Origin of the sequence: Paenibacillus sp. FSL H3-0333, assembly GCF_038002805.1 — a bacterium.
Lineage (GTDB): Bacteria > Bacillota > Bacilli > Paenibacillales > Paenibacillaceae > Paenibacillus_AQ > Paenibacillus_AQ silagei.
Genome location: NZ_JBBODG010000001.1, coordinates 456428 through 479403, shown reverse-complemented (window position 1 = coordinate 479403; position 22976 = coordinate 456428). Strand labels below are relative to the sequence as shown.

Below are 22976 nucleotides of genomic sequence, written 5' to 3'. Positions count from 1 at the left end.
TCGAACAAGAAGTTGAAAAAAAGAGCTTGCATTGATCGGTTGGATGTGATATATTATAAGAGTTGCTGGTGACGATAACATCGCTGCTAACAACGAGCTTGATCTTTGAAAACTGAACAACGAGTGAGTATCGGAGATCGCTTCGGCGAGATCCAAAATTAGAGAATGTAACCATTCTCGTCAGATGTTTCAAAATGAGCAATCGCTCTTTCTAAATACCAATTTGGAGAGTTTGATCCTGGCTCAGGACGAACGCTGGCGGCATGCCTAATACATGCAAGTCGAGCGGAGTTTGAAAGGAAGCTTGCTTCCTTTCAGACTTAGCGGCGGACGGGTGAGTAACACGTAGGCAACCTGCCCTCAAGCCTGGGATAACTACCGGAAACGGTAGCTAATACCGGATAATTTCTTTTTTCTCCTGAGAGAAGAATGAAAGGCGGAGCAATCTGCTGCTTGGGGATGGGCCTGCGGCGCATTAGCTAGTTGGTGGGGTAACGGCCCACCAAGGCGACGATGCGTAGCCGACCTGAGAGGGTGAACGGCCACACTGGGACTGAGACACGGCCCAGACTCCTACGGGAGGCAGCAGTAGGGAATCTTCCGCAATGGGCGCAAGCCTGACGGAGCAATGCCGCGTGAGTGATGAAGGTTTTCGGATCGTAAAGCTCTGTTGCCAGGGAAGAACGTCCGGTAGAGTAACTGCTACCGGAGTGACGGTACCTGAGAAGAAAGCCCCGGCTAACTACGTGCCAGCAGCCGCGGTAATACGTAGGGGGCAAGCGTTGTCCGGAATTATTGGGCGTAAAGCGCGCGCAGGCGGTTATTTAAGTCTGGTGTTTAAACCTTGGGCTCAACCTGAGGTCGCACTGGAAACTGGGTGACTTGAGTACAGAAGAGGAAAGTGGAATTCCACGTGTAGCGGTGAAATGCGTAGATATGTGGAGGAACACCAGTGGCGAAGGCGACTTTCTGGGCTGTAACTGACGCTGAGGCGCGAAAGCGTGGGGAGCAAACAGGATTAGATACCCTGGTAGTCCACGCCGTAAACGATGAGTGCTAGGTGTTAGGGGTTTCGATACCCTTGGTGCCGAAGTTAACACAGTAAGCACTCCGCCTGGGGAGTACGGTCGCAAGACTGAAACTCAAAGGAATTGACGGGGACCCGCACAAGCAGTGGAGTATGTGGTTTAATTCGAAGCAACGCGAAGAACCTTACCAGGTCTTGACATCCAACTAACGAAGCAGAGATGCATCAGGTGCCCTTCGGGGAAAGTTGAGACAGGTGGTGCATGGTTGTCGTCAGCTCGTGTCGTGAGATGTTGGGTTAAGTCCCGCAACGAGCGCAACCCTTGACTTTAGTTGCCAGCAGGTTGAGCTGGGCACTCTAGAGTGACTGCCGGTGACAAACCGGAGGAAGGTGGGGATGACGTCAAATCATCATGCCCCTTATGACCTGGGCTACACACGTACTACAATGGCCGGTACAACGGGAAGCGAAGCCGCGAGGTGGAGCCAATCCCAGCAAAGCCGGTCTCAGTTCGGATTGCAGGCTGCAACTCGCCTGCATGAAGTCGGAATTGCTAGTAATCGCGGATCAGCATGCCGCGGTGAATACGTTCCCGGGTCTTGTACACACCGCCCGTCACACCACGAGAGTTTACAACACCCGAAGTCGGTGGGGTAACCCGCAAGGGAGCCAGCCGCCGAAGGTGGGGTAGATGATTGGGGTGAAGTCGTAACAAGGTAGCCGTATCGGAAGGTGCGGCTGGATCACCTCCTTTCTATGGAGAATCGTCTTCTGCAATGAAGACATTCAAATCTTAAATCTAGCCGGTCGGCTAGTTACTCACTCGTTGGTCAGTTTTGAGAGTTTAAGCTCTCAAGTAAGAAACTTGATCCTTGAAAACTGGATACCGAAACGAATTTGCGTTTTAGAACATCTTTTAGCTGAAACTTGTGTAAGCAAGTGGAAATAGTTATTAGTTGCTACAAAGTGAAGGTTTTGGATTGTGCAAACAAGCCAAATGCCGGAACGTTGGTTAAGCTACTAAGAGCACACGGAGGATGCCTAGGCGCCAGGAGCCGACGAAGGACGTGGCGAACAACGAAACTGCCTCGGGGAGCTGTAAGCAAGCTTTGATCCGGGGGTGTCCGAATGGGGAAACCCAGCTGTGGTAATTCGCAGTTACTCGTATCTGAATACATAGGATACGCAGAGGCAGACCAGGGGAACTGAAACATCTAAGTACCCTGAGGAAGAGAAAACAATAGTGATTCCGTCAGTAGCGGCGAGCGAACGCGGAACAGCCTAAACCAAGGGGCTTGCCTCTTGGGGTTGTGGGACGTCTCACATGGAGTTACAAAGGAATATGGTAGGCGAAGAGGTCTGGAAAGGCCCGCGATAGAGGTAAAAGCCCTGTAGCCTAAACTGTGTTCTCTCCGAGACGGATCCCGAGTAGTGCGGGGCACGTGAAACCCCGTATGAATCCAGCAGGACCATCTGCTAAGGCTAAATACTACCTGGCGACCGATAGTGAAACAGTACCGTGAGGGAAAGGTGAAAAGCACCCCGGAAGGGGAGTGAAATAGAACCTGAAACCGTGTGCTTACAAAAAGTCAGAGCCCTATTAATGGGTGATGGCGTGCCTTTTGTAGAATGAACCGGCGAGTTACGTTTAACATGCAAGGTTAAGGTGAGAAGCCGGAGCCGCAGCGAAAGCGAGTCTGAATAGGGCGACTAAGTATGTGGACGTAGACCCGAAACCGTGTGATCTACCCCTGTCCAGGGTGAAGGTGCGGTAACACGCACTGGAGGCCCGAACCCACGCATGTTGAAAAATGCGGGGATGAGGTGGGGGTAGCGGAGAAATTCCAATCGAACTCGGAGATAGCTGGTTCTCCCCGAAATAGCTTTAGGGCTAGCCTCGGTGAATGGAGTGGTGGAGGTAGAGCACTGATTGGGTGCGGGGCCCGCAAGGGTTACCAAGCTCAGTCAAACTCCGAATGCCATTTACTTCTTGCCGGGAGTCAGACAGTGAGTGCTAAGATCCATTGTCAAAAGGGAAACAGCCCAGACCATCAGCTAAGGTCCCCAAGTGTGTGTTAAGTGGGAAAGGATGTGGAGTTGCACAGACAACCAGGATGTTGGCTTAGAAGCAGCCATCATTGAAAGAGTGCGTAATAGCTCACTGGTCGAGTGACTCTGCGCCGAAAATGTAACGGGGCTAAACACACCACCGAAGCTATGGCTAGATGCTTTGCATCTGGGGTAGGGGAGCGTTGTATATACGTTGAAGGTGTACCGTAAGGAGCGCTGGAGAGTATACAAGTGAGAATGCCGGTATGAGTAACGAAAAGATCAGTGAGAATCTGATCCGCCGAAAGCCCAAGGTTTCCTGAGGAAGGCTCGTCCGCTCAGGGTAAGTCGGGACCTAAGGCGAGGCCGACAGGCGTAGTCGAAGGACAACAGTTTGAAATTACTGTACCACCGTAATCCGCTATGAGCGATGGGGTGACGCAGGAGGGTAGTGACGCGGACTGATGGATGTCCGTCTAAGCAGTGAGGCTGGTGTGTAGGCAAATCCGCACATCGTAAGGCTGGGCTGTGATGGGGAGCGAAAATTACAGTAGCGAAGGTCATGATCTCACACTGCCAAGAAAAGCCTCTAGCCAGGAGAAGGTGCCCGTACCGCAAACCGACACAGGTAGGCGAGAAGAGAATTCTAAGGCGCGCGGAAGAACTCTCGTTAAGGAACTCGGCAAAATGACCCCGTAACTTCGGGAGAAGGGGTGCCTCGGTAGGGTGAATAGCCCGAGGGGGCCGCAGTGAAAAGGCCCAAGCGACTGTTTAGCAAAAACACAGGTCTGTGCGAAGCCGTAAGGCGAAGTATACGGGCTGACGCCTGCCCGGTGCTGGAAGGTTAAGGGGAGCGGTTAGGGGTTAAACCCGAAGCTGTGAACCGAAGCCCCAGTAAACGGCGGCCGTAACTATAACGGTCCTAAGGTAGCGAAATTCCTTGTCAGGTAAATTCTGACCCGCACGAATGGCGTAACGACTTGGGCGCTGTCTCAACGAGAGATCCGGTGAAATTTTAATACCTGTGAAGATGCAGGTTACCCGCGACAAGACGGAAAGACCCCATGGAGCTTTACTGCAGCTTGATATTGAATTTGGGTACGATCTGTACAGGATAGGTGGGAGCCGTGGAGGCAGGAGCGCAAGCTTCTGCGGAGGCGCCGTTGGGATACCACCCTGATCGTATCTAGGTTCTAACCTAGTGCCCTTAGCGGGTACGGGGACCGTGTCAGGCGGGCAGTTTGACTGGGGCGGTCGCCTCCTAAAGAGTAACGGAGGCGTTCAAAGGTTCCCTCAGAATGGTTGGAAATCATTCGCAGAGTGCAAAGGCATAAGGGAGCTTGACTGCGAGACCTACAAGTCGAGCAGGGACGAAAGTCGGACTTAGTGATCCGGTGGTACCGCATGGAAGGGCCATCGCTCAACGGATAAAAGCTACCCTGGGGATAACAGGCTTATCTCCCCCAAGAGTCCACATCGACGGGGAGGTTTGGCACCTCGATGTCGGCTCATCGCATCCTGGGGCTGAAGTAGGTCCCAAGGGTTGGGCTGTTCGCCCATTAAAGCGGTACGCGAGCTGGGTTCAGAACGTCGTGAGACAGTTCGGTCCCTATCTGTCGTGGGCGCAGGAAATTTGAGAGGAGCTGTCCTTAGTACGAGAGGACCGGGATGGACGTACCGCTGGTGCATCAGTTGTTCCGCCAGGAGCATGGCTGAGTAGCTACGTACGGACGGGATAAGCGCTGAAAGCATCTAAGCGTGAAGCCCCCCTCAAGATGAGATTTCCCAACATGTAAGACCCCTTGAAGACGACGAGGTAGATAGGTTGGAGGTGGAAGTGCAGCAATGCATGGAGCTGACCAATACTAATCGGTCGAGGGCTTATCCAAAAAATAATTCGCAGATTCGTTTCGGATTCAGTTTTCAGGCGATCAAGCCTGGCAGGATGTTAAACCGATGGTTTGATATTTTCTGTAGCGATTTCGAGAAGCGTAGGCTTCGAAAAATCATGTTTGGTGGCGATAGCGGAGGGGTTCCACACGTACCCATCCCGAACACGACCGTTAAGCCCTCCAGCGCCGATGGTACTTGGACCGAAGGGTCCTGGGAGAGTAGGACGTTGCCAAGCACACAAGACCACTGTTGATTCTCAGACAGTGGTCTTTTTGTATATACGATGATGCCGCCGAAATTTGTTCTATTGTCCACTGGAGACGGACTTTAGTCCAAGAATTCGCTTACCGGAGGGCGGATTGCCTAATCCCTTCACAGAGCGGTGTAATATTCTTGACAGGCCAAATGCCCTTTGCTAAGATGGACAATAATATATTTTTGGACAAGCCTCTCAAACCTTAACAAAAGACACAATTATGTATAACTCCCAGGCCTCTACTGCTGTCTATCGGGTATGGACTTGACGCAGGAGTTTCTTTATTCATAAGTTGGCGGGCGGGTAGAGAAAAGAATTTAGAGGAGGAATGACCCAGGTGTGGGAAGATAAGTTTGGTAAAGAGGGATTCACTTTTGATGATGTGCTGCTGGTTCCGCGTAAATCCGAGGTATTGCCTAAGGAAGTGGACTTAACCACTGTACTCAGCAAGAATGTGAAGCTGAATATCCCTTTGATGAGTGCAGGTATGGACACAGTCACAGAAGCCGCTATGGCGATTGCTATCGCCCGTGAGGGCGGGATCGGCATCATTCATAAGAATATGTCCGTGGAGCAGCAGGCAGAAGAGGTGGACCGTGTGAAGCGCTCAGAGAGCGGGGTTATTACCAATCCATTCTCACTTACGCCGGATCACTGGGTATCCGATGCTGAAGTTCTGATGGGCAAATACCGCATTTCGGGTGTGCCTATCGTAGATGAAGAGGGCAAGCTTGTCGGTATTCTGACGAACCGCGACTTGCGTTTCATCCATGATTTCAATATTCAGATCAAAGAAGTGATGACTCATGAGAATCTCGTTACAGCTGCTGTAGGAACCACTCTTCAGGAAGCGAAAGGCATTCTGCAGCGCCACAAGATTGAGAAGCTGCCGCTGGTAGACGAGCATAATATTCTCAAAGGTCTCATTACTATTAAAGATATAGAGAAAGCTATCCAGTTCCCCAACGGTGCCAAGGATGCTCACGGACGTCTGCTGGTTGGAGCGGCAATCGGGATCTCCAAGGACACGCTGGAACGGACTGAAGCACTGGTAAAAGCCGGTGTGGACCTGATTACCGTGGATTCCGCACATGGCCATCACATCAATATTATCGATGCAGTGCGTAAGCTGCGCGAGACTTATCCTGACCTAACCATCGTAGCCGGTAATGTGGCTACAGGCGAAGCTACCCGGGAATTGATTGAAGCAGGAGCCTCTGTAATCAAGGTGGGTATTGGTCCAGGCTCTATCTGTACTACCCGCGTAATTGCCGGTATAGGCGTTCCGCAGGTTACCGCGATCTACGATTGTGCGACAGTAGCCCGTGAATACGGCATTCCGGTGATTGCAGACGGAGGAATTAAGTACTCCGGAGAGATTACCAAGGCCATCGCTGCCGGTGCTGCTGCAGTCATGATGGGAAGCCTGTTCGCCGGTACGGAAGAGAGCCCGGGAGAGTCGGAAATCTACCAGGGACGTAAGTACAAGGTATACCGCGGCATGGGCAGCATGAGCGCCATGAAGCAGGGCAGTAAAGACCGTTATTTCCAGGATGATGATAAGAAGCTGGTACCGGAAGGCATTGAGGGCAGAGTCGCTTTTAAAGGGCCATTGTCTGACACGGTTCACCAATTGATCGGCGGACTGCGCTCCGGTATGGGCTATTGCGGAACTAAGACGTTAGAAGAGCTGCGCAATGATACCTCGTTCATCCGTATCACTGGGGCAGGCCTGCGTGAGAGTCATCCCCATGATGTCCAGATCACCAAGGAAGCCCCGAACTATTCTCTATAAACCGGAGAGAATCACTTATTTTGCCGACAGACGGGACGAATTCGTCCTGTCTGTCTTTTTTTGCAGATACCCCTGTGTTAGAATAGAACAAGCACTGATTTGAGGATTAAAGGAGAGTTAATCATTGAAGGCCAAGCGAAAACTTAGCAGTAAGCAAATTGTGATTAAGACAGCGACAGTAGGTCTGCTTTTAAATATGTTGGCATTTCCTGCGGCTTCTGCGATGGCAGAGGCAGTAAATAAACCGGCTACAACCGAGGCTGGAACCAAGGCGGCAGCTACCCCTGCCAAGACGGCAGTAGCCAAGATTCCAAGCGTGGAATCTCTCGGACTGAAGCTGAAATCGGCAGTATTGATTGAGCCTACAACGGGTGAGGTTCTGCTCTCGCTTAATGCGGATCAGCCTATGCCTCCGGCGAGTATGACGAAGATGATGACAGAATACCTTGTAACTGAAGCGGTGAATAGCGGCAAGATTTCCTGGGATCAAAAGGTCATTATACAGGAGAATGCGTCCAAGCAGATCGGGTCTCGGATTTTTCTGGCAGCGGGCGATGAACATACGGTTAAAGAACTCTACATAGCGATGGCGGTAGGCTCTGCCAATGATGCTACAGTTGCTTTGGCTGAACTGGTAGCTGGCTCGGAGCAGCAGTTTGTGACCCAGATGAATGAGACCGCACAGAAGATGGGCATGAAGACGGCTTATTTCATTAATTCCACCGGTCTGGACCGGAAGGACATGCCTACTAAATACCGGCCTGAAGAGGACCGTGAGACGGTAATGTCTGCGATGGATGCAGCGATTCTGGCCAAATATATTGTCACCGATCATCCGGAGTTTACAGATTTTACGACAATTCAATCGTATAAATTCCGCGAGCGTGATTCGAAGCCGATGATTAACTACAACTGGATGCTGGAAGCCAACAAGAATATCCCCAATTTCAAGGCATACGCTTATCCGGGCCTGGACGGACTGAAGACAGGACATACCACTAACGCCGGTAATTGCTTCACGGGTACTGCGGTGCGTGACGGCATGCGTCTAATCAGCGTAGTTATGGGAGCGGACTCTGAGGCCCACCGTTTCACCGAAACGAAGAAGGTGCTGGATTTTGGCTTCAATAATTTCGAGATTAAGCAGGTAGTTGCGCCTAAGGCTGTGATTGCCGGCACTGAGACTGTGCCTGTGCTGAAGGGCAAGAATAAAGAGGTATCCGTAGTAACGGATGCTGGTGTAACGTTCATGGTCCCTAAGGGTACTGTATCGCCGCAGATCAAGACCACTGTGGTCACGAATGATCCGGCTACGCTGGTCGCACCGATTGCCGGAGCCAGTAAGGTAGGTAAGGTCACGTACTCCTATAAGATTGAAGGAATGAATCAGACGCAAGAGAAGACAGTGAACCTGATTACTGCCGAGGAAGCGGAGAAGGCGGGCTGGTTCAAGCTGCTGCTGAGAGCCATAGGTGATTTTTTCGGTGATCTGTTCAAAGGAATTAAAAATCTGTTCTAACCTTAACAGGTGCACAGGTACTAGCTTCACGACAAAATCCCAGTAAATAGGTTGTATATATTACAGCCTTGCGGTAAAATAACATGTTAGATTAGGTTAGATCTAACGGGAGGCGTAGATATGGAAACAGGAACATCGCGAGTCAAAAGAGGCATGGCAGAAATGCAAAAGGGCGGCGTCATTATGGACGTCATGAATGCAGAGCAGGCGAAAATTGCTGAGGCCGCAGGCGCAGTAGCCGTAATGGCCCTGGAGCGTGTACCTTCTGATATCCGCGCTGCGGGTGGTGTCGCACGTATGGCCGATCCTACTATTGTAGAAGAGGTTATTAAGGTAGTGAGTATCCCTGTAATGGCTAAAGCGCGGATCGGTCACTATGTGGAAGCCAAGGTTCTAGAATCTCTGGGTGTAGACTATCTCGATGAGAGTGAAGTGCTAACTCCTGCCGATGAAGTGTTCCATATCAACAAACGCGAATTCACGGTTCCTTTTGTATGCGGAGCCAAGGATCTTGGGGAAGCGCTGCGCCGGATTAGCGAAGGGGCCTCCATGATCCGCACCAAGGGTGAGCCGGGAACCGGCAACATCGTGGAAGCTGTCCGCCATATGCGCCATATCAACAGCCAGATCCGCAAGGTGACCGGCCTCTCGCTTGATGAGCTATATCATGAAGCTAAGACGCTGGGTGTTCCGTATGAGCTGCTGCTGGAGGTTCACGAGCTGGGCAAGCTGCCTGTCGTTAATTTCGCTGCCGGTGGTGTAGCTACGCCTGCCGATGCCGCGCTCATGATGCATCTGGGTGCTGACGGGGTGTTTGTCGGCTCCGGGATTTTCAAATCGGACAATCCTGAGAAGTTCGCCCGTGCCATCGTCGAAGCGACAACCCACTTCACGGACTACAAGCTGATTGCTGAAGTATCCAAGAATCTGGGCGCTCCGATGAAGGGGATTGATATCGCCACGTTGTCCCCGGCTGAACGCATGTCGGAACGCGGCCGATAATAGAGAGAAGGCTTCCGGATGAGAATTGGAGTGTTAGCGCTTCAAGGCGCTGTTACAGAGCATATTGTCAGTATTGAGAAGACCGGCGCGCAGGGCCTGCCTATTAAGCGTGTAGAGGAGTTAGACGGGGTAGATGGTCTGATCATTCCCGGCGGTGAGAGTACAACGATTGGCAAATTGATGCGCAAATATGGCTTTATTGAGGCTGTTCGTGAGTTCGCGGGTCAAGGGAAGCCTATTTTCGGCACATGCGCCGGGATGATCGTGCTGGCGAAGCGGATTGCCGGAGACGAGGCCGGTCATCTGGAGCTGATGGATATTACCGTGGCAAGGAATGCCTTTGGCCGCCAGCGGGAAAGCTTTGAATGTGATCTCGAGGTTAAGGGGATTGCTGAGCCTGTGCGGGCGGTATTTATCCGCGCTCCGCTTATTGACGAGGTGGGGCCTGATGTCGAGGTGCTTACCCTCTATAAGGATGAGATTGTAACCGCTCGCCAGGGCAATTTGCTGGCCTGCTCTTTTCACCCGGAATTGACTGATGATTACAGGCTGCATCAATATTTTGCCGACATGGTAGAGGACCGTATTGCAGCCAATCTATAGAACCGCATATAAGGACACTTTGACTCTTTCAAAGCTGCAAACAAAACAGCATTTTGAAAGAGTTTGGGCTGTTTTCAGGAGGGAAACTTTGTGTTAGATGTTAAAGTATTGCGCAGCGATTATGCAAGAGTAGAAGAGGCACTGAATAAAAGAGGAAAGTCGCTGGATTTGATTGCCGGCTTCCCGGCGCTGGATCAGCGCCGCCGTGAGCTGCTTCAGGAAACGGAAGGGCTCAAGAACCGCCGAAACACTGTGTCCGGAGACGTAGCCAAGAAGAAGAAGAACGGGGAACCGGCTGATGATCTGATCGCAGAAATGCGTACGGTGTCGGACCGGATCAAAGAACTGGATGATGAAGTGCGCGAGCTTGAGGCCAAAATTGACGAGTTGACGATGAGCATCCCGAATATTCCGCATGAATCGGTACCGGTAGGTACCTCCGAGGCGGACAATGTCGAAGTGCGCCGCTGGTCAGAGCCCAAAGAGCTTGGTTTCACTCCGAAATCCCACTGGGAGCTGGCGCAGCAGCTGGATATCATTGATTTTGAGGCAGCGGCGAAGGTTACGGGTTCCCGGTTTGCCTTCTATAAAGGACTGGGTGCCAGACTGGAACGTGCCCTGATCAATTTCATGATGGACCTGCACAGCGGGGAACATAACTATGAAGAGATGCTGCCGCCTTATATTGTTAATAAGGACAGCCTCTATGGAACGGGACAGCTGCCGAAATTCGAAGAGGATCTGTTCAAGCTGCGGGATACAGAGTATTATCTGATTCCTACGGCGGAAGTGCCTGTGACGAACTATTACCGTGAAGAGATTATGACGGCTGGCGATCTGCCGAAGTATCATGTGGCCTATAGCTCTTGCTTCCGCTCGGAAGCCGGTTCTGCCGGACGCGATACCCGTGGTCTGATCCGTCAGCATCAGTTCAACAAGGTGGAGCTGGTGAAGCTGGCCAGCCCGGAGAGCTCCTATGAGGAGCTGGAGAAGATGACAGCCGATGCTGAGCGCGTCCTGCAGCTTCTGGGACTGCCCTACCGCGTCCTGTTGCTCTGTACGGCGGATATGGGCTTCACCTCTGCCAAGACGTATGACCTTGAGGTGTGGCTGCCTGAGAGCGGCATGTACCGCGAGATCTCCTCATGCTCCAACACCGAGGACTTCCAGGCGCGCCGGGCCAACATCCGTTACCGCAAGGAGCCGAAGGCGAAGCCTGAATTCGTGCATACGCTGAATGGCTCCGCCCTGGCTGTAGGGCGTACAGTAGCAGCTATTCTGGAGAATTACCAGCAGGAGGACGGAAGTGTGCTGATTCCGGAATGCCTGCAGCCGTATATGCGTAATGTGAAATCCATTTCTGCAAAAACAACTCAATAATAATAGTTGCATATTATTTGCGGGGCGTGGTATAATTCCTATTGCATGTGAAATTTCAGTGCATTGGAGAGGTACCGAAGCGGTCATAACGGGGCGGTCTTGAAAACCGTTAGGGTGCAAGCCCACATGGGTTCGAATCCCATCCTCTCCGCCATTCCTTTACATCTAAATAAGTGCAGATAGAAGCCGTTCTCTCAGGAGGACGGTTTTTTTGTTTGAAATATAAGAATTTATATGTCTCACGCTATAAATTATCCTTCTATTTCTCGCCGAAACGGTACCGTCCTTGTAAAGGACGGCAATGCCGTTTCCACTTGCCAAGGCCTCTTTTTCACAGAAGCGGTTCCAACGGGAATAAAAAGCCGTCTTTCTCCGCAATGTATTAGAGAAGGAGGCTGATAATAAAGATGGACCGACAATTGCAAGTAGATCAGCAGAGTCTGGTGTCTGCCTGGCAGGAGAGGCTGCCGGAACTGATGGAGAGTGGGGACAGCTTCAGTGTGCAGGGGGATGCGGCGAACCAGAACAGTCTGCTCATCCATTTCAATGCAGCGGGACGGCAGGGGTATTCTCTGGATTTCCGCTGCACCTATGTGGATAGCCGCGAGGTTGCTGTAGATTTGCTTGACGCCGAACAGGCCGGGGTACACGCGGATGAGCAGTTAGATGCTGTTCAGCTGTTGGCACAGCAGTATACGAGACAGATTCATGAGTGCGCACAGGCCCTTCAGGGCTTAACTAATCCATAGGAGGTAATCGAAGTGAGCAAACCCAAGAGCATGCCTGTACCCGGCGTACAGCAGGACAATCAGGAGCCCCGCAAGGAGCATCATTCATCGGGTCCTGAGCCGTTGTCTGGGTCTAAAAAGGTGAAGCAGGCCAACCATGTGGACCACAATAATCCTCAGGGCTGATAGGCTAATGGAACGAAATTACTGAGAAATGTTTCTCATAATTGCCAAATGGTTTATCATTAGGGAGGGGAAAAAGTTTTTTACATGGGAGAGGAGAAAAATAATGAACAAAAAGTGGGGGTTATCCGCTGCCGCGTTACTGTTAACTGCTGCAGTAATTCTGCCGGGATGTGCAAAGAAAGAGGAGCCGAAGGAGGCTCTGACTTCAGCTGCAGCCAAAGCTACAGCTATGACATCTTACGAAATGAAGAGTAAGGTGGTCATTAACGATCTGACGATAGACACCGGTACTAATGAGGCTGACGCTTCGACGGGTCAGATTCTAAGCATGCTTAAGAATGCAGAGCTTACGATTGATGGAGTCTATCAGGCTGAGCCGATGCAGACAGAGCTTACAACGGTTCTGAATCTGAAGGGGGATATGGCTATGTCCTTCACGGTTCCGATGGTTATGTCCGGACAGAAGCTGTACGTCAAAGTGCCTTCGATTCCGTTCCTGCCGATTCCTGAGACGATTGTCAATAAATTCGTAGAGGTGGATCTGAAGAAGCTGGCCGAAGAGCAGGGAACAGAATTCAATCCTGCGCAGATGGATGCACAGAAAGTGCAGAAGCTGTCGAATGAAGTGATGAATACGCTGCTGGGCGAGTACGATGAAGCGAAATACTTCAACAATATCAAACCTAAGGATGCCGGCCTGCCTGAAGGCGTGGATGCCAAGCAGGTGGTTCAATTCAAGGTAACCAATGATAATGTCAAAGAGGCGCTTACGATCCTCGTGAACAACGCATTGCCTAAGATCATGGATATTCTGAGTAAGGATGAATATAAAGATCTGCTGCAGGTTGACTCTGCTGACCTGGCCAAAGCCAAGGAAGAGCTGCAATCCAGCGAAGCACGTGCCGAGTTTGATAAGAGCCTGGCCGATCTGAATAAGTATCTTACCATTAACCAGTTCCACCTGAATACAGCGGTTAATAAAGATGACTATCCGGTATACCAGGATATGCTGATGGACATCAAGGTTAATGATCCTGACAAGGGTGAGAACGTTACCTTATCCATGAATGCAAGCAACCAGTACAGCAAGATCAATGAGAAGCAGACCTTCAAGATTGGCATTCCGCAAGGCGATGATGTCATCACTCTGGAAGAGCTGCAGCAACAGTTCGGAAGCACAGGTACGGGTACTTATTAATACCATAGTTCCGCACGCCAAAAACCCGTATGAGCAAATTTCGCTCATACGGGTTTTTGTGTGGACATATGAAGGTTAAGGGGATTTCTGTCCCTCTGGCAGGAATTCCTCAGCCAGAATGGCGTAGGTGCGGTGATCCTGCCATTCGCCGTTGATCCGGATGAAACGGCGCGCGAGTCCTTCGGCCTGGAAGCCGTTCTTTTCCAGCACTCTGCGTGAACCGGTATTATGGGGCAGGATGGCAGCCTGCACCCGGTGAAGCCCCAGAGAGCGGAAGGCATACCCGAGGATCAGGTGTACGGCGGCACTGGTATAGCCTTGCCCCTGCTGCTCATGATCGATCATATAGCCGATATCGCAGAATTGTCCGACTCCCCGCACTACATTGGAGATCGTAATCTGGCCGATCAGCTCGCCGCTGAGCAGATAAATCCCGAACATATACGCGCTGTCCTGCTGCGCATCCAGGATACGCTGGTTAATCAGCTGCCGCTGGCTCTCCAGGGTGAAGTAGTCTTCACTGCGCAGGGGCTCAAATTGCTGGTGTGCGGTTCGGTTACGCAGACGGAGGCTAAGCAGCTCTTCGGCATCCGTAAGCTCCAGCAGCGAGAGATAGATCCCCTGTGCATTGTTATACAGCTTGTACGACATCTGGCATTCTCCTTATGAGCATAATATAAGTGTTAATGGGCGTTCTAGAGCTTCGCAGGCCGCTTCCGCAGCTTGCGGAAGAAGGAGGTCAGAAGCTCCGCGCATTCCTCCTGCAGCACGCCCTGGATGACCTCTGTACGGTGATTAAAGCGAGATTCCTCCAGCAGGTTCATCAAGGTCCCTGCACAGCCAGCTTTGGGGTCTGGAGTGCCATACACGGTGAGTGGCACCCTGGACTGCACCATCGCTCCTGCACACATAGGACAAGGCTCCAGGGTAACATAGAGCTGGCAATCGAGCAAACGCCAGGAGCCCAGGGCTGTACTGGCTTCCCGGATCGCTACCATCTCCGCATGGGCAGTGGAGTCAAGCGTCGTCTCACGCAGATTATATCCGCGGCCTATAATTTGGCCTTCGTGGACGACCACGGCACCAATCGGCACTTCGCCCAAGGCCTCGGCCTTGCGGGCTTCTCCTATCGCTTCTGTCATCCAATGTTCATGAATGGCCCGCTCCTCCGCCGGCAGTTCTTCAAGCCTGGTATTCAAATGCATCTTCCCTTCTTCTATGCCCATTGTACAACGAACAAATATTCGTTCTTAACAAATTGTGGACAACTCTGTGGATAACGGCCGACTTATACACAAAATTGTGCACATCGCGATTTGGCAAAATGTTTATATGTGCATAACCTGTGGATGGTTTCTTACCTATTGTAGTGAAACTGCCCCGATAATTCAATATCTGCCAGCACCCGGCTGTGGGGAAAGGCCTTTTCAAATGGGAGGGCAAAAGGTATGATTATGTTGAATGCCCGCTAGGATTTACCAGCGGATAAGAGGTGAACAATACGCTTGTCCATAAAAACGAAATTATCAGCGATTATATTTGGCTCGGTGCTCTTAATCTTGATGCTTAATCTTTCGCTCAATCTTTATGCTGCCCGGAATAATCTGCGGAATGAGAGTGTAAGCAACATGAAGATCACTGCGAAGCAGGTTGCCGTATCGGTGGAGCAGAGCGGCTACAGCTCGAATTACGTGCAGGATAAAATTGCCCAGAACCTGCGCTTGACCGCCATTCTGGCGTCCTATGAGCTGGACCCGGATATCAGGAATATTACCAATCAACAATTGAAGGCGCTATCCACCAAGCTGGGGGTGTCGAATATCTCGCTGCTGGTGAAGACTGCGGATGATATTATCGTAGCCAAATCTTCAGATCCTGCAGAGATTGGACTTTCGACCAGAGGCATGGGATTTTGGTATGTGGCTTTTCTGGAGCTGTTTGCAGGCCAGCGGGTGTCTGTCGATCAGGGGCAATCCCTGGAGAATTTCTGGTCCGGGCCGTTTGAATATTCAACCTCCAATCCGGAGTACATTGATAAATGGGGTTATTATTATGACGGGGCCCGCAATTATATCATAGATCCGTTCGTCCGGAGCACAGCGGTAAGCGATTATGTCAAAATTATGAGTCCCGATGAGATCATCCAGGAATCCAAAGCTGTAAATCCCGGAATTCTGGAGATTACGGGAATCAATCCGAAGACCTTCGGGGCCTCAAGCATGCTGCCTGATGGTACAGATCCCAAGAACACGAAGCTGCGGAACCGCCCTATTCAGTACGGAACCTATTCCTACGGCAATATTGCAGAGGACAAGGCGGCAATCCGTGAAGCATTGAACAAGGGCGAGCCGGTAACGCTGGATACGAAGGCATTGGGTAAAAGAGTGCTCAAAAGCTTCATTCCGATTGAGCGGCCGGGAGCCGCAGATTATGTGATCAGTGTAGTCATGGACTACCAGGCGATCTCCTCAGTCATCCGCGAGCAGCTGTTCAATAATATCACCACCTCGGTACTGCTGCTTATTATCTTTCTCTTGGCGAGTTATGTCCTGGCCGGTGTTGTTACACGCCCGATTCAGGATATACTGGCTAAGGTCAATGATGTGGCCAAGGGCAAGTTCGAGCCCCCGCTTAATGTATCCAGCCGCGATGAGCTTGGACAGCTGGCCCAGCGCATCAATGCGATGACCTCACATCTGCTGCAGCACACGAACCGGCTGGGGCAGACACTGGAGGAGAACCGTGCGGTTAAGGAGCATCTGGAGTCGGTCATTAACGGCACTTCGGATGCCATCCACACGGTGGATATGGAAGGGCGGATCATCAGTACGAACAGAGCGTTCGAGGATCTCTATGGATGGGGCGCTGCGGATGCTCTGGTCAAGCCGCCTTATCTGGTTCCGGCCACTGTGCAGCAGCAGGAGAGTATACGATTGCAGCAGCTTAAGGACGGGGCATCTCTGCCGCCTGTGGAGACCGTCAGGCTGAAGCGTGACGGTTCCCTGGTAGAGGTCAGCGTCAGCAGCTCGGTTATCCGGGATGAAGAGGGCCAGCCGCAGTCGGTTGTCCATGTATCCCGTGACATGACCGAGCGCAACCGGATCGAGGAGCTGCTCAGACGCTCGGAGAAGCTGACTACAGTCGGCCAGCTTGCCGCAGGCGTTGCCCATGAGATCCGCAATCCCTTGACCACCCTGCGGGGCTTCCTGCAGCTTCAGCAGGAGAAGAAGGTTCTCGTTCCGCTGCATATTGATCTGATGCTCTCGGAGCTGGACCGGATCAATATGATTGTCAGTGAGTTCCTGATTCTGGCGAAGCCGCAGGCTGTTCATTTCCAACAAAGGGATCTGCGGCATATTGTCGGCGATGTCATCTCCCTGCTGGACAGTCAGGCCCACCTGTTCGGCATTGAATTCACCACACATTTCTCGGGAGTACCCGCCATGGTGCACTGTGAGGAGAATCAGCTGAAGCAGGTATTTATCAATGTAATCAAAAATGCGATCGAAGCGATGCTGGACGGGGGAACGATTACCGTGGAGCAGCAGGAGCAGGATGATTCTGTGGTTGTTGTGATCACGGATGAGGGCGGAGGCGTCCCTGAGGACATGCTGCCCAAGCTGGGAGAGCCGTTCTTTACGAACAAAGAGTCCGGAACCGGTCTCGGCTTGATGGTCAGCCAGCGGATTATTCAGGCCCATAAGGGCAGCCTGGAGATAAGAAGCGAGTATGGCCGGGGGGCACAGGTAATTATCAAGCTGCCTGAAGCTAAGGAGCCAGTACCTCCGGCCGTTATGAATATAGAACGGAGTGAAGACGAACATGAGAATCAATAAATTCATCAGTGAGACAGGCTATTGTTCACGCCGTGAAGCAGACAAGCTGGTCGAGGGAGGGCGGGTCACCATCAACGGTGAGCCCGCTATGCTGGGCAGCCAAGCCGAGGCCGGGGATACCGTACTGATTGACGGCCAGCCGCTTCAGACGGGCAGCAGGATCGTGTATATCGCGCTTCATAAGCCGGTTGGCATTACCTCTACTACAGAAGCGCATATTCAAGGCAATATTGTCGATTTCATAGGGCATGAGGAACGGATTTTCCCGATCGGGCGGCTCGACAAGGATTCAGAGGGATTGATTCTGCTGACCAATGACGGTGACATTGTTAACAAAATATTACGCTCAGAAGGCAGGCATGAGAAGGAATATGTGGTCACTGTAGATCGACCCGTCACGCCTTCTTTTCTGACCGGTATGTCCACCGGCGTGAAAATTCTGGGCAGCAAGACACTTCCCTGTGAAATTACGCGTATTAGTGAACGGGTATTCCGTATCGTGCTGACTGAGGGCAAGAACCGGCAAATTCGCCGCATGTGCAGCGCCTTCGGTTATGAAGTCCGGCGGCTGCAGCGCATCCGGGTAATGAATATCCGACTTGGCGCACTGAAGACCGGAGAATGGCGGGAGCTGTCCCAGGAAGAGAAGCAGGAGCTGGGGGCTATGCTGAACTATCAGCTGCAATAAGATTATAATGCCCATACCTATAATAAGAGCTGCTCCGATAGACCCTGGTAGGGCCGTTCGAAGCAGCTCTTATTTGTTTCATTATTATTCAGGGAGCTGTTACATTAGAGACATCCGTTGTCTCCGCAGCAGCGTCCTTATATTTACGCAGGATGGATACTTCTACCCGGCGGTTCTTGGCCCGCCCGGCAGCCGTAGCATTGGTAGCGATGGGGTGGTATTCGCCAGAGCCGGTCGGGCTGAACTTCGTCGGGTCCAGGTTGGGATTGAGCAGCAGAATCTTCATGAACTCCAGGGCGCGATCTACGCTAAGATCCCAGTTCGAGGAGTACGTGCTGTTGGAGATCGGAACATTATCGGTATGCCCCTGCACCAATACTTCATAATCAGGAAATTGCTGCAGCATGTTAGAGATCGACTTGGCCAACTGGCGGGATTCGTCCTTCACTATAGCCTGTCCCGAAGCGAACAGGGCATTGTCACTAATCGTGATCATCAGCTGGGACTGATTCAGCTTCGTGCTAAGCAAGTCGGTCATCCCGTTGTTCTTGATGTACTGGTCGAACTGCTTCTTCAGCTTCTCCAGATCCTCCTGCTCCTTGGCACGGAGCTTGGACAGATCGGAGGTGCCGGTGTTCTTGGCAATCACACTGTTCATCTTATCCTGCTTGCCCTGGTCCAGCTGGGAGCTGGTTGGGGAATCCGACCGGTACTCCAGGACGCCGCCGCCGCCGCTGAGCGCTGAATTGAAGGCTTCAGCCATTTGCTGGAACTTCACGGCGTCCGTAGCGCTCATGGCGTACATAACCAGGAACAGAGCAACAAGCAGGGTCATCAGATCAGAATAGGGAAGCAGCCAGGATTCATCGGCATGCTCTTCATGTTCCTCATGCCTAGTCTTTTTGCTCACTGGAAGCCCCCTCCTTCTCGCTAAGCTTGGCACGCTCGGACGGAGTCAGGAAGACAGACAGCTTCTGGTTAATGGCAATGGTAGACACCCCGGACTGAATGGAGAGCAGACCCTCGACCATCATCAGGCGGACTTCAATCTCGCGTTTGGATATCCGCTTCAGCTTGTTCGCCATAGGGTGCCACATGACATAACCGGTGAATATCCCGAGCAGGGTTGCAATGAAGGCACCGGCAATCGCGTGGGCCAGGACGTCCATGTTACTCATATCACCCAAGGCGGCGATCAGCCCGATAACAGCCCCGAGTACCCCTAGTGTAGGGGCATACATCCCGGCCTGGGAGAAGATCAAGGCTCCGGCTTTATGTCTGTCTTCAGTGGCATGAATATCTTCCATTAATACATCACGGACGAACTCCTGATCATTGCCGTCAATAATCATCCGCATGCCGTTTCGGAGGAAGTTATCTTCAATTTCATCGACATTGGACTCCAGAGCGAGCAGCCCTTCGCGGCGGGTAATGGATGCCCATTCCATGAACATGGTAATCAGTTCGGGCTTACCGACCATCTTTTTCTTCGTAAACAGGATCTTCAACAGCTTAGGGAAATTCTTGACTTCCGACATCGGAAAGGCCATGAAGATGGAGGCAGCCGTGCCAAGAAAAATAATGACATAGGCAGCGGGGTTGTTCAAGCTTGCAAGTGGAGCATGCTTGAGTATCATCCCCCAGATTACTGCGATCAGACCAAACACCAGGCCTAGAATTGTTGAGATTTCCATTTATGCACCTCGTCCATGAGAATTAAGAAGTGATCGACTAACCGCGTAATTCGTCCTTGAACCGCGGGAGAACACTCTGTTCGTAACCAAATCACGTATATTCTTCTTTATCGACATCATTCCCTTTTTTGTGAAGTGATTTTTTCGGCTATAATAGATAAGGTAGGTTATTATTCATCAGCGAAGAAAACGGAGTGATTGATGTGGGAGTTAAGCATGGCAGGGATTACGGTGAAATTCTGGTTGAACTGACAGGAGCCGTTGGACGGATTGCAGACGGGTACATTTTTTTTGAAATGGAGCCTGAAGAGTGGACGAATCTGCCGGAGGAATCGAGGCAGGAGGTCTGGGAGGCGCTTGCGGAAGACCTGTTCTACGCGCTGGGCAACGAGCCGGTCATTCAGGTGGGCAGCGGAGTTGTGATGTACGATAAAGAAACACACCGCATTAATATTCTGCTGGGCGATGAGGATCTGGCTTCAGTCGTTCTTGTATAAAGCAGGGGAAAAATGCGGCAGCGGGTTTGTCCCGGGCATCCGGCCATGTTAAAATTGGAAGTGGAGTACTAATTGCTGGGATGTCAGAATACATTTAATCAAAAATCTTTGGCCTGGCACATCCCTTGGACTTTCAGAAGCTGAGGGATGTTTTATTTGAAGGAAAGAGCAGGCTCAAGAAACCGTTAACTTAGCAAGGGAGGAAACGAATTGCAATTAACTGAGGAACAACTGCAGGAGCAGATCGGCAAGCTTGAGGGCTGGAAGCTGGAGAGGGATAGGCTGGTGCGCAAATATATGTTCAGTGAATATATGAAGGGAATTGCCTTTGTGGATGAGGTAGCGACAATTTCGGAGGCCTTTGACCATCACCCGCATATCACCATTGATTACAAGACGGTTGTTCTGCGGCTGGCTGCAGATGTGGAGAAGCTTGATCTCCGCCAGGCGCATGAATTTAATGAGGCATTCGAGAAGACCCGCTAGAGGACAAGGCCCCTATGGAGACAACAGGAATATCTAATTAATAGAAATGCCCGTGCAAGGATCGTTCGTTATCCTCGTCACGGGCATTATACATTTAGAATGAGGAGCAAGGTGTGAGTACAGGTTGCGGATTATTTCTTCTCGGCCAGCCATAGGGCTACATTCGCAATCTCTTCAGGGGCCAGCCTGTCTTTGAAGGGAGGCATCTGTCCGCGGCCCTTGGTGACTATGCTGTAGATCTGAGCTGCGTCATGCGAAGCGCCTTCCTGCTGCAGGCTGGGTCCCGCCCCGCCCTGAAGCTGGTCTCCGTGGCAGGAGATACAATTGGCCTTTACTGTGGCTTCTGCGCCCGCAGCGTCCAGCACAACCTCCGGCATGGTCGGCTTGTTCTGCTCCGCCACCTCGGATTTACCGGGTAGGGTAAACATTAAGATTACTGCAAAGGCACAGGCGGCAAAAAACAAACCGCTCATGATCCATTTCTGCATCTGCATCCGTCCCTCCATGTAAGCTGCTGTCTCCATTATAGCGGATGGTGAAGCGTTATCATAGTATGTGTGTCAAAAAAATGAACACAAATGATCCATTTTTTGCAAATCCCTCTTGTCTCCGGTGCTATTCCTCATAGACCATGCAATAAAAAGGCTTATTGCCGGTCGGAGTGCGGCGTTCATAGGTATCCGTTATAGTGAACCCGCATTTCTGGTAGGCGCGGATGGCGCGCTGGTTCCAGGTCAGCACCTCCAGGTCGATCTCACATTCCGGGTAACGCGACCGTGCTGCCTGCACAATAGCCTTCATGAACAGATGCCCCATTCCATGACCGCACAGATCGGGCCGCATTCCGACTCCAAGCCGGACTACCCCCTCCATCGGAAAGAGCTGGGCGAAGCCGCACAGATCCCCCTCTCCATTCACAACCGACACATATTGCTCGCTGCGCAGCTGCGGGTCTCCGAACTCCACGCCCAGCGCCTGCATCTGCTCCCAGGACATCCAGCCGTAAATATTATACGGAGGCTTGTAGCTCCACTCACAGATCTCAGCGGCATGCTGCGGCTCCATAGGCACCACATAAAAGGTTAGCGGGGAGCTAATCATTAGGGGAGGCCTCCTTCCAAGGGACATAAATTCATTTCTTCTATTAATTATATACAAAAACAGCCAGTTTCGACGCAATTTCCTTACGGAAATGCAGGAACTTGACAAACGGCAAAATATATTTTCCGAAAGCGCAGAATCAGTGTTTTACAAATATAGAGACGGGTAAGTAATTTTATAGACAAAAAAAGCCCTTCTCCAAGATTTCGGCAAAAATCTCGGAAGAGAGCGTTAGGTTACAAAGGATTATTGTACATCATCGTTGTCTTGGGAATCCGAAGCTACAGTCTTGTAGGCATCTGTACTCATGATTCGCTTGGCGCCAACGTAGCGGTTGACGTAATAGCTGTCACTCAGCGAACTGATGGTTACACCACGTGAGGAAGAGGCATGGGCGAATTCGCCGTCACCAACATAAATACCAACATGGGATATGCCCTTACCGCTTGTATTGAAGAATACAAGGTCGCCCGGTCTCATCTCGTCACGGGACACGGCAGTGCCCATCTGATATTGGGAGCCGGATTGATGGGGCAGGTTAATGCCGATCTTATCAAAAACATACATTGTAAATCCGGAGCAATCAAACCCGTTAGTTGATGTACCGCCGGACACGTATTTGGTTCCGATGGCTTTGTCGATCACTTTATCCATTTTGGAATCCGCGAAAGCGCTTCCTGCTCCGATGGTGAAGATAATGGACAAGCTTAGTACTGCGGCTGCTAGCTTCTTCTTCAAAAGTAAATACCCCTTCCAATGCCTACGAGGTTAGCTTAAGGGTTCGGTTGAAGGTCCCCTATGACCCCTCTTAGAATAGGAGGTCAATTCACCCAAAGTGGTTCCCCCGTTTCCCTAATTCATTAGGGAACTCGGCACGACTGTTGATTAGGATTAGCGGTTCATTCAATACATGACAAAACCTTTGTTAAAAGCGATTCAATAATTACAAAAATGTTACTAAAAGATCACTGCGATAATTGTAACAAAGACTAAGGCGCTTGGCAATCACTTATAACATATTAATGCATCTTTTTTGCT

General features: G+C 51.3%; 19 protein-coding genes, 1 tRNA gene, 3 rRNA genes and 1 riboswitch. Of the genes, 16 read left to right on the top strand and 7 right to left on the bottom strand.

The genetic code is table 11. The annotated features are described in order from the left end of the window. Positions 1-220: 220 nt before the first annotated feature. From MHH78_RS02085 to MHH78_RS02030, 12 genes are all read left to right on the top strand, one after another. A 16S ribosomal RNA gene (locus MHH78_RS02085) occupies positions 221-1781 on the top strand. A 256-nt stretch (positions 1782-2037) separates the two neighbouring features. Continuing rightward, positions 2038-4965 (top strand): 23S ribosomal RNA (locus tag MHH78_RS02080). Positions 4966-5087: 122 nt separating this feature from the next. Continuing rightward, positions 5088-5204: ribosomal RNA gene (gene rrf / locus MHH78_RS02075) — 5S ribosomal RNA — on the top strand. The 16S, 23S and 5S rRNA genes sit together here, the layout of an rRNA operon. 358 nt (positions 5205-5562) lie before the next feature. Beyond that, entirely contained in the window at positions 5563-7020 is a 1458-nt protein-coding gene (gene guaB / locus MHH78_RS02070) for an IMP dehydrogenase (RefSeq protein ID WP_076084859.1), read from the top strand. A gap of 124 nt (positions 7021-7144) precedes the next feature. Further along, positions 7145-8539, top strand: a complete 1395-nt coding sequence (locus MHH78_RS02065) for a D-alanyl-D-alanine carboxypeptidase family protein (protein ID WP_341166464.1) — start codon at positions 7145-7147, stop codon at positions 8537-8539. Positions 8540-8659: 120 nt separating this feature from the next. After that, complete coding sequence (gene pdxS / locus MHH78_RS02060) at positions 8660-9541, top strand: pyridoxal 5'-phosphate synthase lyase subunit PdxS (protein WP_036724406.1); 882 nt, start codon at positions 8660-8662, stop codon at positions 9539-9541. 18 nt (positions 9542-9559) lie between these two features. Next, the gene (gene pdxT, locus MHH78_RS02055; RefSeq protein ID WP_076084804.1) at positions 9560-10144 is read left to right on the top strand and encodes a pyridoxal 5'-phosphate synthase glutaminase subunit PdxT; all 585 of its coding nucleotides are present in this window, start codon (positions 9560-9562) and stop codon (positions 10142-10144) included. 90 nt (positions 10145-10234) lie between these two features. Next, complete coding sequence (gene serS, locus MHH78_RS02050; protein ID WP_341166463.1) at positions 10235-11524, top strand: serine--tRNA ligase; 1290 nt, start codon at positions 10235-10237, stop codon at positions 11522-11524. 65 nt (positions 11525-11589) lie between these two features. Further along, positions 11590-11678: transfer RNA gene (locus MHH78_RS02045), tRNA-Ser, on the top strand. 253 nt (positions 11679-11931) lie between these two features. Next, positions 11932-12273, top strand: a complete 342-nt coding sequence (locus MHH78_RS02040) for a hypothetical protein (RefSeq protein ID WP_036724411.1) — start codon at positions 11932-11934, stop codon at positions 12271-12273. A 12-nt stretch (positions 12274-12285) separates the two neighbouring features. Further along, a complete protein-coding gene (locus MHH78_RS02035; RefSeq protein WP_076084811.1) occupies positions 12286-12438 on the top strand; it encodes a small acid-soluble spore protein P in 153 nt (50 codons plus the stop codon). Between the two features lie 103 nt (positions 12439-12541). Beyond that, complete coding sequence (locus MHH78_RS02030; RefSeq protein WP_076084814.1) at positions 12542-13636, top strand: DUF6612 family protein; 1095 nt, start codon at positions 12542-12544, stop codon at positions 13634-13636. A 75-nt stretch (positions 13637-13711) separates the two neighbouring features. Here MHH78_RS02030 and MHH78_RS02025 read toward each other — a convergent pair whose 3' ends face one another. Beyond that, the gene (locus tag MHH78_RS02025) at positions 13712-14287 is read right to left on the bottom strand and encodes a GNAT family N-acetyltransferase (RefSeq protein WP_341166462.1); all 576 of its coding nucleotides are present in this window, start codon (positions 14285-14287) and stop codon (positions 13712-13714) included. A 44-nt stretch (positions 14288-14331) separates the two neighbouring features. Continuing rightward, on the bottom strand, positions 14332-14835 hold the full coding sequence (gene tadA, locus MHH78_RS02020) for a tRNA adenosine(34) deaminase TadA (RefSeq protein ID WP_268748444.1): 504 nt from the start codon (positions 14833-14835) through the stop codon (positions 14332-14334). A 363-nt stretch (positions 14836-15198) separates the two neighbouring features. Here tadA and MHH78_RS02015 point away from each other — a divergent pair, with 363 nt between their 5' ends. Together MHH78_RS02015 and MHH78_RS02010 are read left to right on the top strand one after the other, a co-directional pair. Continuing rightward, the gene (locus tag MHH78_RS02015) at positions 15199-17472 is read left to right on the top strand and encodes an ATP-binding protein (protein ID WP_341170261.1); all 2274 of its coding nucleotides are present in this window, start codon (positions 15199-15201) and stop codon (positions 17470-17472) included. Further along, positions 17459-18160, top strand: a complete 702-nt coding sequence (locus tag MHH78_RS02010; protein ID WP_076084823.1) for a pseudouridine synthase — start codon at positions 17459-17461, stop codon at positions 18158-18160. Before MHH78_RS02015 ends, MHH78_RS02010 begins: the two co-directional genes overlap by 14 nt. Before the next feature lie 88 nt (positions 18161-18248). On the opposite strand, the gene motB is transcribed toward MHH78_RS02010, so the two are convergent. Further along, entirely contained in the window at positions 18249-19070 is an 822-nt protein-coding gene (gene motB, locus MHH78_RS02005; RefSeq protein ID WP_341166461.1) for a flagellar motor protein MotB, read from the bottom strand. After that, entirely contained in the window at positions 19054-19854 is an 801-nt protein-coding gene (motA, locus tag MHH78_RS02000; protein WP_036724422.1) for a flagellar motor stator protein MotA, read from the bottom strand. The genes motB and motA overlap by 17 nt, the downstream gene beginning before the upstream one ends. A gap of 203 nt (positions 19855-20057) precedes the next feature. Here motA and MHH78_RS01995 point away from each other — a divergent pair, with 203 nt between their 5' ends. Further along, the gene (locus MHH78_RS01995) at positions 20058-20351 is read left to right on the top strand and encodes a hypothetical protein (RefSeq protein WP_036698940.1); all 294 of its coding nucleotides are present in this window, start codon (positions 20058-20060) and stop codon (positions 20349-20351) included. 210 nt (positions 20352-20561) lie between these two features. Then, positions 20562-20837: a 4a-hydroxytetrahydrobiopterin dehydratase gene (locus MHH78_RS01990; RefSeq protein WP_036724424.1), complete on the top strand. Its 276-nt coding sequence runs from the start codon at positions 20562-20564 to the stop codon at positions 20835-20837. Between the two features lie 131 nt (positions 20838-20968). Here the strand turns inward: MHH78_RS01990 and MHH78_RS01985 are convergent, their stop codons facing one another. From MHH78_RS01985 to MHH78_RS01975, 3 genes are all read right to left on the bottom strand, one after another. Further along, the gene (locus tag MHH78_RS01985) at positions 20969-21325 is read right to left on the bottom strand and encodes a c-type cytochrome (protein WP_076084861.1); all 357 of its coding nucleotides are present in this window, start codon (positions 21323-21325) and stop codon (positions 20969-20971) included. 127 nt (positions 21326-21452) lie between these two features. Continuing rightward, positions 21453-21938 carry a GNAT family N-acetyltransferase gene (locus MHH78_RS01980; RefSeq protein WP_341166460.1) on the bottom strand — a complete coding sequence of 162 codons (486 nt, stop codon included), beginning with the start codon at positions 21936-21938 and terminating at the stop codon, positions 21453-21455. Positions 21939-22184: 246 nt separating this feature from the next. Then, the gene (locus tag MHH78_RS01975; RefSeq protein ID WP_036724428.1) at positions 22185-22676 is read right to left on the bottom strand and encodes a C40 family peptidase; all 492 of its coding nucleotides are present in this window, start codon (positions 22674-22676) and stop codon (positions 22185-22187) included. A gap of 4 nt (positions 22677-22680) precedes the next feature. Beyond that, positions 22681-22823: riboswitch (cyclic di-AMP (ydaO/yuaA leader) on the bottom strand. Between the last annotated feature and the right edge of the window lie 153 nt (positions 22824-22976).

What these genes read in the sequence shown, in the direction of transcription:
- pdxT (WP_076084804.1), top strand. Translation starts at nt 9,560, where the DNA reads ATGAGAATTGGAGTGTTAGCGCTTCAAGGCGCTGTTACAGAGCATATT.
- MHH78_RS02030 (WP_076084814.1), top strand. Translation starts at nt 12,542, where the DNA reads ATGAACAAAAAGTGGGGGTTATCCGCTGCCGCGTTACTGTTAACTGCT.
- MHH78_RS01980 (WP_341166460.1), bottom strand. Translation starts at nt 21,938, where the DNA reads ATGATTAGCTCCCCGCTAACCTTTTATGTGGTGCCTATGGAGCCGCAG.
- MHH78_RS02040 (WP_036724411.1), top strand. Translation starts at nt 11,932, where the DNA reads ATGGACCGACAATTGCAAGTAGATCAGCAGAGTCTGGTGTCTGCCTGG.
- motA (WP_036724422.1), bottom strand. Translation starts at nt 19,854, where the DNA reads ATGGAAATCTCAACAATTCTAGGCCTGGTGTTTGGTCTGATCGCAGTA.
- MHH78_RS02015 (WP_341170261.1), top strand. Translation starts at nt 15,199, where the DNA reads ATGCTTAATCTTTCGCTCAATCTTTATGCTGCCCGGAATAATCTGCGG.
- MHH78_RS01985 (WP_076084861.1), bottom strand. Translation starts at nt 21,325, where the DNA reads ATGCAGAAATGGATCATGAGCGGTTTGTTTTTTGCCGCCTGTGCCTTT.
- MHH78_RS02025 (WP_341166462.1), bottom strand. Translation starts at nt 14,287, where the DNA reads ATGTCGTACAAGCTGTATAACAATGCACAGGGGATCTATCTCTCGCTG.
- pdxS (WP_036724406.1), top strand. Translation starts at nt 8,660, where the DNA reads ATGGAAACAGGAACATCGCGAGTCAAAAGAGGCATGGCAGAAATGCAA.
- MHH78_RS02010 (WP_076084823.1), top strand. Translation starts at nt 17,459, where the DNA reads ATGAGAATCAATAAATTCATCAGTGAGACAGGCTATTGTTCACGCCGT.